We start from the raw sequence: 15,687 nt of genomic DNA on the forward strand, positions 1-15,687 counted from the left end.
CCCTCATGAATGAATTGCTCCCTCAACTGACCCAGCAGCTCGTCAACGGGCTCTCGCTGGGTGCGATCTATGCCCTGATCGCCATCGGCTACACCATGGTCTACGGCATCATCGGCATGATCAACTTCGCCCACGGCGAAATCTACATGATCGCCTCCTACGTCGGCCTGGTGACGCTCACAGCCATCGGCGTGCAGTCCGGTTATCCCTTGCCGCTGCTCTTGGGCGGTGCGCTCATCGTCTCGGTGCTGGTGACGGGCCTCTATGGCTGGACCGTCGAACGCGTGGCCTATCGTCCCTTGCGCGGCGGGCCGCGCCTGGTGCCGCTGATCTCGGCCATCGGCATGTCCATCTTCCTGCAGAACTATGTGCAGATCGGCCAGGGCGCACGCGACATGTCGGTGCCGGTGCTGATCTCGGGCGCGCTGGAGTTCCAGATGGGCAGCGACTTCACCGTCACCGTGCCGTATTCGCGCATGGTCATCGTGGGCGTGACGCTGGTGCTGATGGTGGCCCTGACGCTGTTCATCGCACGCTCGCGCATGGGCCGTGCCTGCCGCGCCTGCGCTGAAGACATGGGCATGGCCAACCTCCTGGGCATCGATACCAACAAGGTGATTTCCTTCACCTTCGTCCTGGGCGCGATGCTGGCGGCGGTGGGCGGCGTGTTGATTGCGCTGACCATCGGCAAGCTCAATCCCTACATCGGCTTCATCGCCGGCATCAAGGCCTTCACGGCGGCGGTGCTGGGCGGCATCGGCAGCATTCCCGGCGCCATGCTGGGCGGCGTACTGCTGGGTCTGGCCGAGACCTTCGCGGCCGGCTATCTGCCTTCCGAATACAAGGACGTGGTGTCCTTCGGTCTGCTGGTGCTGATCCTGCTGTTCCGTCCCACGGGCCTGTTGGGCAAGCCCGACATCGAAAAGGTCTGAGCCTGCTGCGCTCGACGGACAACGACAAATTCAAGGAGGCGTGATGCCTGAGACTTTCAAGAATGCCGTGGCGGCGGCGCTGGTGACCGCCGTACTGACCATCCCGCTGCTGGGCATGCAGCTGCAGCTGGAGGGCTACCGCGTGGTCCTCAATACCCACTGGACCCCGGTGCTGGTGGCGGTGCTGGCCGTGTTCCTGTTCCAGCTGGCCAAGCCGGCGCTCTTGCGCACCCGCGCCGGCATCAAGCTGCCGACGCTGCCGCGCATGCAGCCGGGCCAGCAGCGCGCGGCCATGATGATCCTGCTGATGGCCGCGCTGGTGTGGCCCTTCTTCGGTTCGCGCGGCTATGTGGACGTGATGACTCTGGCGCTGATCTACGTGGTGCTGGGCCTGGGCCTGAACATCGTGGTCGGTTTCGCCGGCCTGCTCGACCTGGGTTACGTCGGCTTCTATGCCGTGGGTGCCTACACCTATGCGCTGTGCAACCAGTACTTCGGCCTCTCGTTCTGGGAGTGCGTGCCGCTGTCGGCGGCTGCCGCCGCACTGTTCGGCTTCCTGCTGGGCTTCCCGGTGCTGCGCCTGCGCGGTGACTACCTGGCCATCGTCACCTTGGGCTTCGGTGAAATCATCCGTCTCTTGCTCAACAACATGACCAGCCTGACCGGCGGACCGGATGGCATCTCCGGCATCCCCAAGCCGACCGTGTTCGGCGTGGTGATGGCGCGCAATCCGCTGACCGAAGGCGGCACCACCTTCCACCAGATGTTCGGCCTGAGCTATCAGGGCGCGCATATGGTGATCTTCCTGTACTTCCTGGCCTTGCTGATGGTGCTCTTTACTTGGTTCGTCACCAGCCGCCTGCTGCGCATGCCCATGGGCCGCGCCTGGGAAGCGCTGCGTGAAGACGAGATCGCCTGCCGCTCGCTGGGCATCAATCCAACCCGCGTGAAGCTTTCCGCCTTCACGCTCGGTGCCGCCTTCGCTGGCCTGGCCGGTTCCTTCTTCGCCGCCCGCCAGGGTCTGGTGACGCCGGAATCCTTTACCTTCATCGAGTCCGCCCTGATCCTGGCCATCGTTGTGCTGGGGGGGATGGGCTCGCAGCTGGGCGTGATTCTGGCCGCCATCCTGCTGACCGTATTGCCGGAACTGGCGCGCAGCTTTGCCGAATACCGCATGCTGATCTTCGGCCTGGTGATGGTGCTGATGATGATGTGGCGTCCGCAAGGATTGCTCCCTGCAACCCGTCCGCACGTGGAGTTGCCGCAATGAATTCGTCCATGAAAACCATGCTGGAAGTGTCCAACCTGTCGATGCGCTTCGGTGGCCTCCTGGCCGTGGATGGCGTCTCGCTGGCCGTGCAGGAGCGCGAAGTCTTCGCCATCATCGGTCCCAACGGGGCCGGCAAGACTACCGTCTTCAACTGCATCAGCGGCTTCTATCAGCCGACCTCGGGCGAGATCGCTCTCGATGGCGTCTCGATTGCCCGCCAGCCCAGCCACCAGGTGGCGCAGCAGGGGCTGGTGCGGACCTTCCAGAATATCCGCCTCTTCAAGTCCATGACCGTGGTGGAAAACCTGCTGGTGGCACAACACCAGCAGGTCAACACCAACCTGCTGTCGGGCCTGCTCAAGACCGCGGCCTATCGCCGCTCCGAGCAGGAGGCGCTGCAACGCGCGGCTTACTGGCTGGATCAGCTCGGCCTGACCGCACTGGCCAATCGTGAGGCGGGCACGCTCTCGTATGGTCTGCAACGCCGCGTCGAGATTGCCCGCTGCATGATCACCAGGCCGCGCCTGCTGCTGCTGGATGAACCGGCCGCCGGCCTGAACCCGCAGGAGAAGCAGGAGCTGTCGCAACTGATCGACCGCCTGCGCCGCGAGCACGGCGTGGCCGTGCTGCTGATCGAACACGACATGAGCCTCATCATGGGCATCTCCGACCGCATCCTGGTCATGGAGCACGGCAAGCCCATCGTCACCGGCACCCCCGAACAGGTGCGTAGCGACGAGCGCGTGATCAAGGCTTATCTGGGAGAAGAATGATGCTGCAGTTTGACAAGGTGCATACCCACTATGGCGCCATCGAGGCCCTGCACGGCGTATCGCTGAAGGTGGAAAAGGGTGAGATCGTCACCCTCATCGGTGCCAACGGTGCCGGCAAGACCACCCTCTTGATGACGCTGTGCGGACGTCCGCGTGCCTCCGGCGGTCGTGTGATCTTCGAGGGCCAGGACATCACCCAGCTGCCGACCCACGAGATCATGCGCCGCGGATTTGCCATCTCGCCGGAAGGTCGACGCGTCTTCCCCAGTCTGACCGTGCTGGAGAACCTCCAGATGGGCGCCTTCTTCGCCAGCAATGACGAGATCGAGCAGGGCATCGCGTACGTTTTCGGCCTTTTCCCGCGCCTCAAGGAGCGAGCGGCCCAGCGGGCCGGGACCATGTCCGGCGGCGAGCAGCAGATGCTGGCCATTGGCCGCGCCCTCATGAGCAAGCCGCGCCTGCTGTTGCTGGACGAACCCACGCTGGGCCTGGCCCCGCTGGTGATTGCGCAGATCTTCGAGATCATCCGCACCATCCGCGACAGCGGCGTGACGGTGTTCCTGGTCGAGCAGAACGCCAACAAGGCCCTGGGCGTGGCCGACCGTGGCTATGTGCTGGAAAACGGCCATGTGGTCATGTCCGATACCGGTGCCAACCTGCTGGCCAACAGCGACGTGCGCAAGGCTTATCTGGGCCACGGCTGAATTGTCCGTTGACTGTCCGTTGACTGTCTGATCGCTGTCCGATGACGGCCCGGTCCTCACCCGACCGGGCCGTTGTCTTGTGGACCGGCCAGATGAAGCGGCGGGGCAGGGTGAACAGGTCATGTCAGGTGATGTGTACCGAAAACTGTCAGGGTACTGTATTGGTGCGTAGAGAGATTTGTTTGTAAAGTGTATGGGAGTGTCTGCTGCGAGTGACATCCGGGATTGTTTCGGGCTATCCTCGACGCTCGATGAGGAAAAGCATGAAAAAGATTTCGCAGCAACTCAAGCAACTGGGCATGGGCAGCCTGCTGTTGGCCGGGGCCTGGCTGGTTCCCGCTGCGGCGCACGCAGACCGCCTGGGGCAGATAGAGGCGCGTGGCGTGCTGATCTGCGCCACGCTGTCCAAGAATGAGCCGCTGGGATTTTCCGATCCGCTGACCGGCCAGATCGTCGGGTTTGATGTTGACATGTGCAGCGCGGTCGCTCGCAAGCTGGGCGTACAGATGCAGCACCGCAGTGTGACGGTGGAGGGGCGTTTGCCGGCGCTCATGAAGGGGGAGGTGGACCTGGTCTCGGCGGCCTTGGGCTATACCCGCGAACGCGCGCGCCTGATCGATTTCACGGCCTCGCATTACCAGAACCCGATCAAGCTGATCGTACAGAGTGATTCCGGCCTGAATCTGGTCTCCGACCTGGACGGCAAGCGCATCAGCGCCAATCGCGATTCCACCCCGGAGCAGGCGGTGCGGCGCGTGCTGCGCAAGGCCAGCTTGCTGACCTTCACCGACACGCCACAATCCTTCCTGGCGCTGGCGCAGGGTCAGGTCGATGCGCTGGCCATTTCGATGCCCTCGGGCATTCGTTTCGTCAATGAGTCGGGCGGACGGTTCCGCTTCGTCGAAGGCGCACTGGCCTGGGAGCCCACTGCACTGGGCGTCAAGAAGGGAGAGCACCGGCTGCTCGATGCCGTCAACCAGGCCCTGGCCGCACTGGAAAAGGAGGGCGAGATCGATGCCCTGTGGACCAAGTGGTATGGTCTCAAGACCAAGTTCAATATTCCCCGCGACAAGAAGTTGACGCCCATTTCGGCGTTCCGCTAAACGCCCTTTTCTTCCCTGTCTTCCCGGCTCCCCCGCGCAGAGTCATGTCTGTTACTCCCGTTCTTCCTTGCGTTTCTCCCGATCATGACGGCCTGCCGCCGCGCCAGCGCCTGCTGGCCATCGCCACGGTGGTGTTGGGCCTGACCGTCGCCGTGCTCGACGGCTCCATCGCCAACCTGGCCTTGCCGGCCATGGCGGCCGATCTCAAGGCCAGCGATGCCGATGCGATCTGGGTCATCAACAGCTATCAGATCGCCATGGCGGTGTGCCTGCTGCCGCTGGCGTCGCTGGGAGAAGTGATCGGCTACCGGCGCGTCTACCTGGGCGGGCTGTTTCTCTTCACGCTGGCCTCGCTGGCCTGCGCGGCCAGCGGCGACATGCTGCAATTGAGCCTGGCGCGGGTACTGCAGGGACTGGGCGCAGCCGGGATCCTCTCGGTCAATACCGCACTGATCCGCTTCATCTATCCGGCCCGCCTGCTGGGCCGTGCCATCGGCTACAACGCCCTGGTAGCCGGCACCGGCAATGCCCTGGGGCCGACCGTGGCCGGCCTGATCCTGCATCTGGCCTCGTGGCACTGGCTGTTCCTCATCAACATCCCGCTCGGCCTGGTAGCGCTGGTCGTGGGCAGCCGCGCCTTGCCGGCCAATCCGCTCTCGGAACGCCGTTTTGATCGCCAGAGCGCCTTGCTTTGCATGGGCTTCATCGGCTTGCTGCTCTATACCATCGATGCCGTCGGTCATCTGCAAGGCGGCTGGGTGGTGGCACTGTGCGCGCTGCTGACTGCCATCAGCCTGGTGCTGCTGTTGAAGCTGCAATCGCCCAGTGCGCCCATGTTGCCGCTGGACCTGTTGCGCATTCCCCTGTTTGCGCTCTCCATCGGTACTTCGTTCTGCTCCTTCGCGGCGCAGATGTCGGTCTTCGTGATGCTGCCCTTCCTGCTGCAGAATCAACTCGGCATGAGCGCAGCGCGCGCCGGTCTGTTGCTGACGGCCTGGCCGATTGCGGTGGCGCTCACCGGCGTGGTGGCGGGCAAGCTCTCGGATCGCATCTCGGCAGGCTTGCTGGGCGGGGTGGGGCTGGCGGTGATGTGCCTGGGCTTGCTGGCCCTGCTGACGGTGGACCGCAGCACGCCCGATGGCGTGATGCTGGCCATGTTTGCGGTGTGCGGGGTTGGCTTCGGGCTGTTCCAGTCACCCAACAATCGCACCATGATCAGCGCCGCGCCACGTGAGCGTACGGGCGGTGCCAGCGGCATGCTGGGAACGGCACGCCTGACCGGGCAGACTGTGGGTGCCTCGGTGGTGGCCATGCTCATGGGCATATCGGCCACGCCCTATGCGCCGGTGCTGTGCTTTGCCGCCGCCCTGGCGGGTGCGGCTTGTCTGGTGAGCCTGTCGCGGCTGCGTTATTGAGCCGGCAGAATCTTCAAGGAAGCGGAACCGGCCTCAAAGCACCGCTGCCGCCAGCTCGCCACGGGCATGCTGGTGTGCGGCATGGGCGGCCACCGACAGGGCCATGCTGAGATAGTTTTCGCCGCGCCTGCGCTGTCGCGCCTGCTGCTGTTCCAGCACGAACAACTGCTGGTAGAGCGTGCGGATCTGCTGCTGCAGCAACTGACGCTGCTGCTTGCCGTCGCGGTTGGCCGGGAAGCGGGCCAGGGATTGGGTCTGCTGTTGCAGCAGCAGGATACGATGACTCAATTGCGCCACCAGTTCGGCGGGGTCATGGTCCAGCGTGTCTGCCATGGCCGGTTCAGCTGGGGCGTGGGCAGGTTTTTCTTGTTCATACGCGACGTTCATGCGGACTCCGGCCCGTTGGGCGCAAGGGATTGCAAGGGGACAGCGGTGTTGCCTTTGCATGGATTTACGGCGCTCCCGGCGCGATCTTGAGTCTCGGAAAGTAAAAAAACGAAAAGACGCAGGCCCGGCCAGGGCGCTGCGTCTTTTTCATGGCGGCTGCAGGAGCGCGTTCGCCCGGCGGTCAGATCACGCCACGGCGCATCTGGTCCAGCTCGATGGATTCGAACAGGGCCTTGAAATTGCCCTCGCCAAAACCGTCATTGCCCTTGCGCTGGATGATTTCATAGAACACCGGGCCGATCAGGTTCTGGGTGAAGATCTGCAGCAGCAGACCCTGGCCCGCCGTGGGCGCGCCGTCGATGAGGATCTTCAGCTCGCGCAGGGCATCGAGGTCTTCGCCATGACCGGGGATGCGCCGCTCCACCAGGTCATAGTAGGTGGCGATGGTGTCCTGCAGCGGCACCCCCCGTGCATACAGGGCGCGCACGGTCTGGTAGATGTCGTCGGTGCCCAGGGCAATGTGCTGGATGCCTTCGCCGTTGTACTGCTTGATGAATTCCTCGATCTGCGACTTGTCGTCGGCGCTCTCGTTGATGGGAATGCGGATCTTGCCGCAGGGGCTGGTCATGGCGCGCGAACGCAGGCCCGTGACCTTGCCCTCGATGTCGAAATACTTGATCTCGCGGAAGTTGAACAGGCGCGTGTAGAACGAAGACCAGGTATCCATCGCGCCGCGCATGACGTTGTGGGTCAGGTGGTCGATGTAGGTCAGGCCGACGCCCTTGGGGTTGCGCTCCACGTCGGGGAAGAACTGAAAATCGACGTCATAGATGGAGCCGTTGTCGCCATAGCGATCCACCAGATACAGCAGCGAACCGCCGATGCCACGAATGGCAGGAATGTTCAGTTCCATCGGACCGAGCTTGGCTTCCACGCCTTCAGCGCCCAGTTCCAGTGCACGTTTGTACACATGGGCTGCATCCCGCACCCGGAAGGCCATGGCGTTGACCGAGGCGCCGTGCACCTGGGCAAAGGCGGCGGCATTGCTGTGGGGTTCGCCGTTGAGGATGAAGTTGATCTGGCCCTGGCGATACAGGGTGACATTCTTGGAACGGTGGCGCGCCACAGCCGTAAAGCCCATCAGCTCCAGCACGGCGGCAATGCCGGCCGGATCGGCGGCAGTGTACTCGACGAACTCGAAGCCGTCGGTGCCCATGGGGTTGTCGAACAGGTCGCCACTGACGGTGGTGGCGGTATTGGCGGTATTGACGGCTGCGGTGGCGAACTGGGTGTCTGCGTGGCCCATCTGGTGTCTCCTCGAATAGGGAGGGCCGACAAGCGCGGCCCATGCGAGGAGTTTATTGCGTCAAGACTGCAATTTGTGATTGTTTTTTGCGCGATATATTAGATAATATGCACAAATAATTCTTAAATATGAACTTTGGAGAGACAAATGAGCATCATCAACGTGGATCGCTACGACCTGGCCTTGCTGACCGAATTGCAGCGAGACGGCCATATTACCAATAGCGCGCTGGGTCTGAAAGTGCATCTGTCCACTTCGCAGATCAGCCGTCGCGTACAACGGCTGGAAGAAGCCCACGTCATCGAGCGCTATACCGCCGTGCTGGACCCGGCCGTGGTCGGCCTGGGCGTGACCGCCTTCACCACCGTGACCCTGGACCGCCAGGGCGAAACCCGTGGCGAACTCTTCGAGAAAGCCGTGGAATCCATGCCGGAAGTGACCGAGTGCTTTTCCGTCACCGGCGAGGGCGACTACATCCTGCGCATCGTCGCCCCCGACCTGGCGGCGTTTTCCGAATTCATGATGACCCGGCTGCTGCGCCTGCCGGGCGTGACCAACGTCAAGTCCAACATCACCTTGAAGAAGGTCAAGCAATCGCACGAGCTGCCGCTGGAACACGTGATGCAGCCGGTGAAGTCGCGCCAGCGCATCCGTTTCTCGCAATGAGCTGAACCACATGATGTGAAAATTCAATGATGGACGGCTGCCATCATTGAATTGTCCGATGATGCGTTTCATCCACGCAGCAATTCAAAAGCAATGATCGGAGTGCATCGTCGGTAGCACGCGCCTAGAATCAGTGCCATCTGATTCCGGGAGCACTCCATGCTGACCATGACTTCTACCCCCATGCCGGGCCCGGCCACCGATGCTGCGCTCCTCGACCCGCAAACCTGCTGGCAAGCCGTGCAGCAGCGCGATGCCGGCTTCGATGGTCGGTTCTGGTATTCGGTGCGCAGCACCGGTGTCTATTGCCGGCCCTCCTGTGGCGCACGTACGCCCTTGCGCAGGAATGTGGACTTCCATGCCAGCTGTGCGGCGGCCGAAGCGGCTGGTTTTCGTCCCTGCCAGCGCTGCAAGCCGGACCAGCCCCCCCTGCACGAACGCCAGGCCCGCGCCATCGCGCAGGCCTGCCGCCTGATCGAGCAGGCCGGTGAACCGCCTGACACCGCCACCCTGGCCCAGGCCGCAGGTCTGAGTCGCTATCACTTCCATCGTCTGTTCAAGCAACAGACGGGGCTCACCCCCAAGGGCTATGCCGAGGCCTACCGCGCCGCACGCCTGCGCGCGCAACTGGGCGGCAGTGCCAGCGTGACCGAGACGCTCTACGAAGTCGGCTTTGCTTCCAGCGGAGGCTTCTATGCCCGCAGTACCGCGCAGTTGGGCATGCAGCCTGACGTCTACCGGCGCGGCGGCCAGGGCGAGAAAATCCGCTTCGCGGTGGCGCAATGCTGGCTGGGGGCCTTGCTGGTGGCAGCGACCGAACAGGGCATCTGCGCTGTCGCCCTGGGCAGCGAGCCCGAGCCCCTGTTGCAGCAACTGCAGGACCGCTTTCCCCACGCCGATCTCGCCCCCGGTGATGCCGCCTTCGAGCAGACTCTCGCGCAGGTACTGGCAGCGCTGGACGACCCTCGCCAGGGCACTGCCTTGCCGCTGGACATCCGTGGCACGGCCTTCCAGCAGCGCGTCTGGCAAGCCCTGCGTGCGGTGCCGCCAGGCATCACGCTGACCTACGCCGAACTGGCCGCGCGCATCGGCCAGCCCAATGCCGTGCGCGCCGTAGCCAATGCCTGTGCCCGCAACGAGATCGCCTTGCTGATTCCCTGCCATCGCATCGTGCGCCTGGATGGCACGCCCTCGGGCTATCGCTGGGGTATCGCGCGCAAGGCCGCCTTGCTCGCGCATGAAGCAGGGAGCCGGGACGACGCCCCCTCCTGAAGGCTTTGTCGTGCGCGGCTACAATAGGCCTTTCTTCATGGCTGGAGTTGCGCATGCACGTACTTGGCAAGGCCGGTCTCGCGTTCGCTGGCGCGGTACTGATCCTGGGTGGCGTCGTCGCCTGTTCACCGCTGACGGCCATCAATGCCCTCACGCCCACTTCCTCCTACGTCAAGACCGAAGGCGTGGCGTATGCCAACACCGATAACCCGCGTCAAAAGCTCGACATCTATCGCCCGGTCGGCGCCCCGCAAGCCGGTTCCGGTCCGGGCTTGCCGGTGGTGGTCTTCTTCTATGGCGGCAGCTGGAACGAGGGCAGCCGCAAGGACTACGCCTTCGTCGGCGAGGCCTTGAGTTCGCGTGGCTACATCGCGGTGCTGCCGGACTACCGCGTCTATCCCGAAGTCCGCTATCCGGATTTCGTCAAGGACAGTGCCCAGGCCGTGGCCTGGACCCTGCGTTCGGTGCGCGAGCTGGGTGGCGATCCACAGCGCGTCTTTGTCATGGGACATAGTGCCGGTGCCTACAACGCCGCCATGGTGGCGCTGGACCCACGCTGGCTGCACGCAGCGGGTGCCTCGCCGGATGCTCTGCGCGGCTGGATCGGACTGGCCGGACCGTATGATTTCCTGCCCATCGAAAACGCGGACGTGAAACCGGTTTTCTTCGCCCCCGATTCCCCGCCGGATTCGCAACCGGTGCGCCACGTGCAGGCGGGTGCGCCCCCCGCGCTGCTGATCGCCTCGCACAAGGACCGGCTGGTCTCGGCCGAACGCAACACCGCTGGCCTGGCCAGGCTGCTGCGCGCCCGGCAGGTGCCGGTGGTGGAGCGCTACTTCGACAACACCTCGCATGCCTCGCTGGTCGGCAGTCTGGCCAGGCCGCTGCGCTTCATCGCGCCGACATTGGATGAAGTGAGCCACTTCATCGACAATCCCCCACCACGTCCGGAGCCCGCGCGGTGAGCGGCGATCTCTTCGCCGGCCTGGCGCGTGATCCTTCGATGGAGACCCTCACCGAGGGCGCGCTGCTGCTGCGCGCCTTTGTCGATGAGGACGAAGCGATCCGGCTGATGGCCGCCATCGACACCGTGCTGGAAGCTTCGCCCCTGCGCCACATGCAGACACCGGGAGGTTTTCGCATGTCGGTAGCGATGAGCAATTGCGGTCGGTATGGCTGGGTGACGGATCGTCGCGGCTATCGCTATCAGTCACGCGATCCGCTGGTCGAGCGCGACTGGCCTGCCATGCCCTCCCTCTTCGCGGCATTGGCCGGGCGGGCGGCGGCGGCGGCGGGTTTCGCCGGATTCGATCCTGACGCCTGTCTCATCAATCGCTATGAACCTGCTGCCCGCATGTCGCTGCACCAGGACAAGAATGAACTGGACATGACCCAACCGATTGTCTCGGTCTCGCTGGGCTTGCCTGCGACTTTCCTCTTCGGGGGCATGGCACGCACCGACAAGCCGCAGCGCATGCGCCTGGAAAGTGGCGATGTGGTGGTGTGGGGCGGCCCGGCGCGCCTGGCCTTCCACGGCATCGATCCGTTGCGCGAGGGCGAGCATGCGCTCACCGGACGCTGCCGCTACAACCTTACTTTCCGCCGCGCCCGTTGAGCGCTCCCCATCGTGCAGCATGTCTTGTCGGCAGAGAACTCGCCTCAGAATGTCCATTGCAGGTTGACGCCTCCCGTCACGGCGGCGGTCTGGAAACCTTGCGGCTTGGATAGCGGCGTGCCCACGAACATCTCATAGCTCAGCCTGGTTACGCTGCCGCGCAAGCCCAGTGCGGCGCCCGTCAAGCGCTGGCCGGTGAGGAACTGTGCCGTCGGGCCTGCTACCGCGCCGGTATCGACGGCGGCAAACACTTCCTGCCCGCTCTCTCCCATTTCCAGCGCCAACTCATCGCGCAGGAACCAGCCGCGTTCGGCCTGCAGGGTCAGCTCGCCGTCGAAACCACGGACCGTGTAACGTCCGCCGATGGAGAACTGATCCTGCGGCGGCAATCGGCCACGGTTCCACTGCGCGCGCAGCGTCCCGTCGTAGCGCAGCCTTGCACCGCCCAGCCGGAACGGCGCATTGAGCGAGGCATCCAGCAGCCACAGACCATAGCGGGTACCGATCTGCGGCAGGTCGAAGGAGGAGGCCGGTTCGGCCCCTTGCGTATCGAGCGAACGGCGATAGGCCAGAGTGGCGTCGGCAATCACATCGCCCAGGAACTGCCGGTGATTCAGGCCCGCCTCCCAGGCCGTGGTGCGGCGTTGCTGGGCGCCTATCTCGAGGTCATCGACGGCGTTGTAGGCCTTGCGCAGCAAGGCTTTGCCAAAGATCACGCTCTTGCTGCCGGCATCGCGGGAGAGCAGGCGTGACAGCTTGAACTCGGTGGTTTCGGCGCGCCCGCTGTAGACGAAATTCTCGAAGGCACCGGCGACCGTCTGGTGATAGCGGTTGCCCGACATGGTGAGGGCGGCCATCCAGTTGCCCCAGGGCAGGGAGTAATGCAGCGTGTAGGCCTGGCTGCCGTGATCGCCATCGTGATGCAGGCTGCGGCTCACGCTTGCGTAGAAGAGGTCATTGAGGGTCCACCAATTGTCATAGGACAAAGTAATCCCGGCCAGGTATTTGCCGGTGGCCTTGCTGCCGCCATCATCGAGCGATGCCGTGAGACGGAAGGGGAAGGACTGCCGGTAATGGATCACCAGGTCACTGTCACCTGCCTGGGCGCCCTCATCCTCGGAGGGCGTGATCTTGATATCGGCCTGGACGGTCGGCAGACGCTTGAAGTTTTCCAGTCCCTGCTCGATATCGCGCAGGTTGAGGATATCGCCAGGAATCGGTTGTCGATGTGACATTCGACTCCAACCTACAGTTACTAACTTTTCAGTTATTTACGAAAAATTATTTGCTTTTGCAAGCATGAAGTTGGTCTGATTTTTGTTATTATCTGGCGGGATTTTTGGTCACGTATCTTTATAAAAAACGTATCAATTTCGCAATTTAAATATATCTTAAATCCTACGTATATGACGTAGACCTAACTCGTGCCATTGCTAAGTGTTGCACATGCTCGTGGGGCACGATAGGGATAAGAAAAAAACAGGGGTGTTCTATGCGTGACTTTCGACTGCGCAGTTTCCTCGCGCGTATTTTTTTTGCAAGTACAATACTTTCGCCCCTCTCTTACGGGCAAATGGTTGTGCCAGCTAGTTTCCAGGTAAGCGAAACCGGCGCAGCCACTTATAGCATCCCCATTCAGACTCCACCAGGAATCGCTGGGATGGAGCCAAAACTCAGCTTTAACTACAGTAGCCAAGGTGGTAATGGTTTGCTCGGTTTCGGCTGGAGTCTCGGAGGCTTGGGAACTATCTCTCGATGCCCACGTACCGTAGCACAGGATGGGTTTAGAGGCAGTATTGGATACGACACCAATGATCGGTATTGCCTAGACGGACAGCGCTTGATTGCAATCAACGGCGTGGAAGGTGGCGACGGCACGGAATATCGTACAGAACGTGAAAATTTTGCAAAAATTGTTTCCTATGGCACCGCTGGCAATGGGCCGGCCTGGTTCAAAGTGTGGACGAAATCTGGCCAGGTAATGGCTTACGGATCTACCACCGACTCCCGCATCGAGGCGCAGGGGCGCTCCACCGTAGCCATCTGGGCGCTCAACCGTATTGAAGACACGAAACAAAACAGTATCGTCATTTCTTATATCAAGGAAAGTGATAGCGTTGATTTCTACCCCAATCGAGTCGACTATTCGGGGAAAAGTGCTGGCGATTCCGGCTCTAACGCAGCCATCCTGTTTCAATACGAGTCACGTCCTGATATATCTCAGTATTTCCAGGTCGGATCGCTTGTGCGTAACACAAAGCGTTTGAAGTCGCTCACTACCCAGGTCGGCACTCAAACGGTCACGTCTTATCAGCTTTCATATGGGGCGGGACCGTTTTCGATGTTGTCGCGCTTGGAATCAATAGAGGTGTGTTCTGGCATTGCAGATGTCTGCTTGCCCAAGACGACATTCGATTGGACGACGAATGTCGGCATTACAGGTTTCAATGCCGCTGGAAGCGCAACCTGGATTGCAAATATTGGAGTCAGTGCTGGCGAAACAAAAATTCTGGATATCAATGGCGATGGCCGTTCAGATATCGCCATTCCGGTTACCAGTGGTGCTTGGGACGGTAGTTGGAATATCTGTCTGGCAACCGATACAGGATTTAATTGTTCGACAGTTTCTACCAATCTGGCGACCTACGCTTACAACATTCATGTTGTCGATCTGAACGGCGATGGGAAGTCTGATTTGATGGGGCCTGTTGGCGGCGGGTCTTGGAACGTGTGCTTATCTAATGGCGCCGGATTTTCCTGTAATACCTGGACCAGTAACAACGCCGCAACTGTTGCCAATACCTTGATCGCAGACGTGAATGGTGATGGTCGGTCGGATATGCTGACGCCGGTTGGTAATGGCAATTGGAACGTCTGTGTCTCTGGGGGAGACCATTTCGGCTGTGCGACCTGGCCGACCAATAATGCCGCATCTGTTGCCAACACGGTGATGGTCGATCTCAATGGCGATGGGATGTCCGACATGATGACCCCCGTTGGAAATGGAAATTGGAACGTTTGTCTTTCAACTGGGGGAGGCTTCAACTGCGCCACTTGGTACAGCAGCAATGCTGCTGTAGTCGCCGATACCCTGTTCCTCGACCTCAACGGCGATGGAAAAACTGACATGATGACTTATGTCGGCAGCGGGAACTGGAATGTTTGTCTGTCCACGGGAATTGGATTTTCTTGCGGAACTTGGTACACGGCGATTGGCGTGGGGGCGCAAAGTGTACGCACTGGCGACTTCAACGGTGATGGTAAAGCGGACATCATGACGCCCGTAGGTAATGGCAATTGGAACGTTTGCTTATCGACTGGATTTTCTTTCAATTGCGCGACCTGGGGCAGCAATAATGGCGCGTCAGTTGCAGCAACTATGGTGGGAGATTTCAACGGCGATGGCAAAACTGACATGGCCACATCCCTAGGCAACGGGGGCTGGAATGTTTCATTGGCCGACGCCAATGAGCCAGGACAGATACAGACCATCAGTCAGGGGGTGCGATCAATGACAATCAGTTATACCAAGCTCAATGGTGGCAGTATTTATACTAAGGATACGGGGGCAGTATATCCCTTGGTCGATGTGCAAGGCGCCATGAGCGTGGTGGCGTCGATCAAGAGCACCAACGGTGTCGGTGGAACGACTTCGACCGCCTATACATATGGCGGGCTCAGAGTTGAGTCAGGCACAGGCCGCGGCATGCTCGGCTTCCGGTGGATGCAATCTCGTCAAGTTGAAACTGGTCTAGCTTCCTACACTGAATATCGCCAAGACTATCCCTATATTGGCTTGCCCAGCCTGAGCAAAAAGACGGTATCTGGCGGTGGTAACAGTGGAGTGCTAAGTCAGACTGTAACTACTTACGGTTGTAGCGATCCCGCGGCTACAACCGTGACCGCTTGCACGTTCGCGACAGGCAAGCGTTACTTTGTATATGGCAAACAAAGCGTAGAGAGCAGTTGGGATTACAACGGTACGGCCTTGCCGGTGATCACGACGAGCAGCGAGTACGACAATTGGGGCAATGCCACGAAGGTCGAAGTGACAACGGATGACGGCTTCAAGAAGAGCACGGTAAACACCTACGCCAATGACAGCGTGAATTGGTATCTGGGTCGTCTGCTGAAATCGAGCGTGACGAGTACTTCACCGTAAGCCGAAGTAAAAATAAAGAGATTCAGGGGGAGTGGTGCAGGGCGCCGCTCATCAAGCTAAGCTAAAAAAGAAATACAAAGGG

Annotated in this window: 14 protein-coding genes; 11 read left to right on the forward strand and 3 right to left on the reverse strand. The window is 61.3% G+C overall.

What is annotated here, in order from left to right; all coding sequences use genetic code 11:
* The first annotated feature begins 5 nt into the window (after positions 1-5).
* The 6 genes from livH (at position 6) to HNO82_RS06855 (ending at position 6,197) form a co-directional block, all read left to right on the forward strand.
* Positions 6-932: a high-affinity branched-chain amino acid ABC transporter permease LivH gene (gene livH, locus HNO82_RS06830; protein WP_034350126.1), complete on the forward strand. Its 927-nt coding sequence runs from the start codon at positions 6-8 to the stop codon at positions 930-932.
* A 43-nt stretch (positions 933-975) separates the two neighbouring features.
* Positions 976-2,202, forward strand: coding sequence for a high-affinity branched-chain amino acid ABC transporter permease LivM (locus HNO82_RS06835; protein ID WP_175343176.1), 1,227 nt, complete (start codon positions 976-978; stop codon positions 2,200-2,202).
* Entirely contained in the window at positions 2,199-2,975 is a 777-nt protein-coding gene (gene livG / locus HNO82_RS06840) for a high-affinity branched-chain amino acid ABC transporter ATP-binding protein LivG (protein ID WP_175343177.1), read from the forward strand. The genes HNO82_RS06835 and livG overlap by 4 nt, the downstream gene beginning before the upstream one ends.
* Positions 2,975-3,679: an ABC transporter ATP-binding protein gene (locus HNO82_RS06845; protein WP_175343178.1), complete on the forward strand. Its 705-nt coding sequence runs from the start codon at positions 2,975-2,977 to the stop codon at positions 3,677-3,679. Before livG ends, HNO82_RS06845 begins: the two co-directional genes overlap by 1 nt.
* 263 nt (positions 3,680-3,942) lie before the next feature.
* Entirely contained in the window at positions 3,943-4,782 is an 840-nt protein-coding gene (locus HNO82_RS06850; RefSeq protein ID WP_175343179.1) for an ABC transporter substrate-binding protein, read from the forward strand.
* A 44-nt stretch (positions 4,783-4,826) separates the two neighbouring features.
* The gene (locus tag HNO82_RS06855) at positions 4,827-6,197 is read left to right on the forward strand and encodes an MFS transporter (RefSeq protein WP_175343180.1); all 1,371 of its coding nucleotides are present in this window, start codon (positions 4,827-4,829) and stop codon (positions 6,195-6,197) included.
* Positions 6,198-6,230: 33 nt separating this feature from the next.
* Here HNO82_RS06855 and HNO82_RS06860 read toward each other — a convergent pair whose 3' ends face one another.
* On the reverse strand, positions 6,231-6,584 hold the full coding sequence (locus HNO82_RS06860) for a FlxA-like family protein (protein ID WP_008327493.1): 354 nt from the start codon (positions 6,582-6,584) through the stop codon (positions 6,231-6,233).
* A 181-nt stretch (positions 6,585-6,765) separates the two neighbouring features.
* A complete protein-coding gene (hppD, locus tag HNO82_RS06865) occupies positions 6,766-7,890 on the reverse strand; it encodes a 4-hydroxyphenylpyruvate dioxygenase (protein WP_175343181.1) in 1,125 nt (374 codons plus the stop codon).
* A 147-nt stretch (positions 7,891-8,037) separates the two neighbouring features.
* Between hppD and HNO82_RS06870 the strand changes: the two genes are divergently transcribed.
* From HNO82_RS06870 to alkB, 4 genes are all read left to right on the forward strand, one after another.
* Positions 8,038-8,556: an Lrp/AsnC family transcriptional regulator gene (locus HNO82_RS06870; protein ID WP_008327495.1), complete on the forward strand. Its 519-nt coding sequence runs from the start codon at positions 8,038-8,040 to the stop codon at positions 8,554-8,556.
* Between the two features lie 159 nt (positions 8,557-8,715).
* The gene (gene ada, locus HNO82_RS06875; protein WP_008327501.1) at positions 8,716-9,828 is read left to right on the forward strand and encodes a bifunctional DNA-binding transcriptional regulator/O6-methylguanine-DNA methyltransferase Ada; all 1,113 of its coding nucleotides are present in this window, start codon (positions 8,716-8,718) and stop codon (positions 9,826-9,828) included.
* 53 nt (positions 9,829-9,881) lie between these two features.
* A complete protein-coding gene (locus HNO82_RS06880; protein ID WP_008327503.1) occupies positions 9,882-10,793 on the forward strand; it encodes an alpha/beta hydrolase in 912 nt (303 codons plus the stop codon).
* A complete protein-coding gene (gene alkB, locus HNO82_RS06885) occupies positions 10,790-11,443 on the forward strand; it encodes a DNA oxidative demethylase AlkB (protein WP_175343182.1) in 654 nt (217 codons plus the stop codon). The genes HNO82_RS06880 and alkB overlap by 4 nt, the downstream gene beginning before the upstream one ends.
* A gap of 44 nt (positions 11,444-11,487) precedes the next feature.
* On the opposite strand, the gene HNO82_RS06890 is transcribed toward alkB, so the two are convergent.
* On the reverse strand, positions 11,488-12,678 hold the full coding sequence (locus tag HNO82_RS06890; RefSeq protein WP_175343183.1) for a ShlB/FhaC/HecB family hemolysin secretion/activation protein: 1,191 nt from the start codon (positions 12,676-12,678) through the stop codon (positions 11,488-11,490).
* A gap of 338 nt (positions 12,679-13,016) precedes the next feature.
* On the opposite strand from HNO82_RS06890, the gene HNO82_RS06895 reads away from it, so the two are divergent.
* On the forward strand, positions 13,017-15,605 hold the full coding sequence (locus HNO82_RS06895; protein WP_283810164.1) for an FG-GAP-like repeat-containing protein: 2,589 nt from the start codon (positions 13,017-13,019) through the stop codon (positions 15,603-15,605).
* Positions 15,606-15,687 lie beyond the last annotated feature (82 nt).

It is taken from the genome of Herbaspirillum sp. C9C3, from assembly GCF_013359625.1.
Classification (GTDB): domain Bacteria; phylum Pseudomonadota; class Gammaproteobacteria; order Burkholderiales; family Burkholderiaceae_D; genus Herbaspirillum.

Coding starts and splice junctions, on each gene's coding strand:
- livH (WP_034350126.1), top strand. CDS start 6: ATGAATGAATTGCTCCCTCAACTGACCCAGCAGCTCGTCAACGGGCTC.
- HNO82_RS06835 (WP_175343176.1), top strand. CDS start 976: ATGCCTGAGACTTTCAAGAATGCCGTGGCGGCGGCGCTGGTGACCGCC.
- livG (WP_175343177.1), top strand. CDS start 2,199: ATGAATTCGTCCATGAAAACCATGCTGGAAGTGTCCAACCTGTCGATG.
- HNO82_RS06845 (WP_175343178.1), top strand. CDS start 2,975: ATGCTGCAGTTTGACAAGGTGCATACCCACTATGGCGCCATCGAGGCC.
- HNO82_RS06850 (WP_175343179.1), top strand. CDS start 3,943: ATGAAAAAGATTTCGCAGCAACTCAAGCAACTGGGCATGGGCAGCCTG.
- HNO82_RS06855 (WP_175343180.1), top strand. CDS start 4,827: ATGTCTGTTACTCCCGTTCTTCCTTGCGTTTCTCCCGATCATGACGGC.
- HNO82_RS06860 (WP_008327493.1), bottom strand. CDS start 6,584: ATGAACGTCGCGTATGAACAAGAAAAACCTGCCCACGCCCCAGCTGAA.
- hppD (WP_175343181.1), bottom strand. CDS start 7,890: ATGGGCCACGCAGACACCCAGTTCGCCACCGCAGCCGTCAATACCGCC.
- HNO82_RS06870 (WP_008327495.1), top strand. CDS start 8,038: ATGAGCATCATCAACGTGGATCGCTACGACCTGGCCTTGCTGACCGAA.
- ada (WP_008327501.1), top strand. CDS start 8,716: ATGCTGACCATGACTTCTACCCCCATGCCGGGCCCGGCCACCGATGCT.
- HNO82_RS06880 (WP_008327503.1), top strand. CDS start 9,882: ATGCACGTACTTGGCAAGGCCGGTCTCGCGTTCGCTGGCGCGGTACTG.
- HNO82_RS06890 (WP_175343183.1), bottom strand. CDS start 12,678: ATGTCACATCGACAACCGATTCCTGGCGATATCCTCAACCTGCGCGAT.
- HNO82_RS06895 (WP_283810164.1), top strand. CDS start 13,017: ATGGTTGTGCCAGCTAGTTTCCAGGTAAGCGAAACCGGCGCAGCCACT.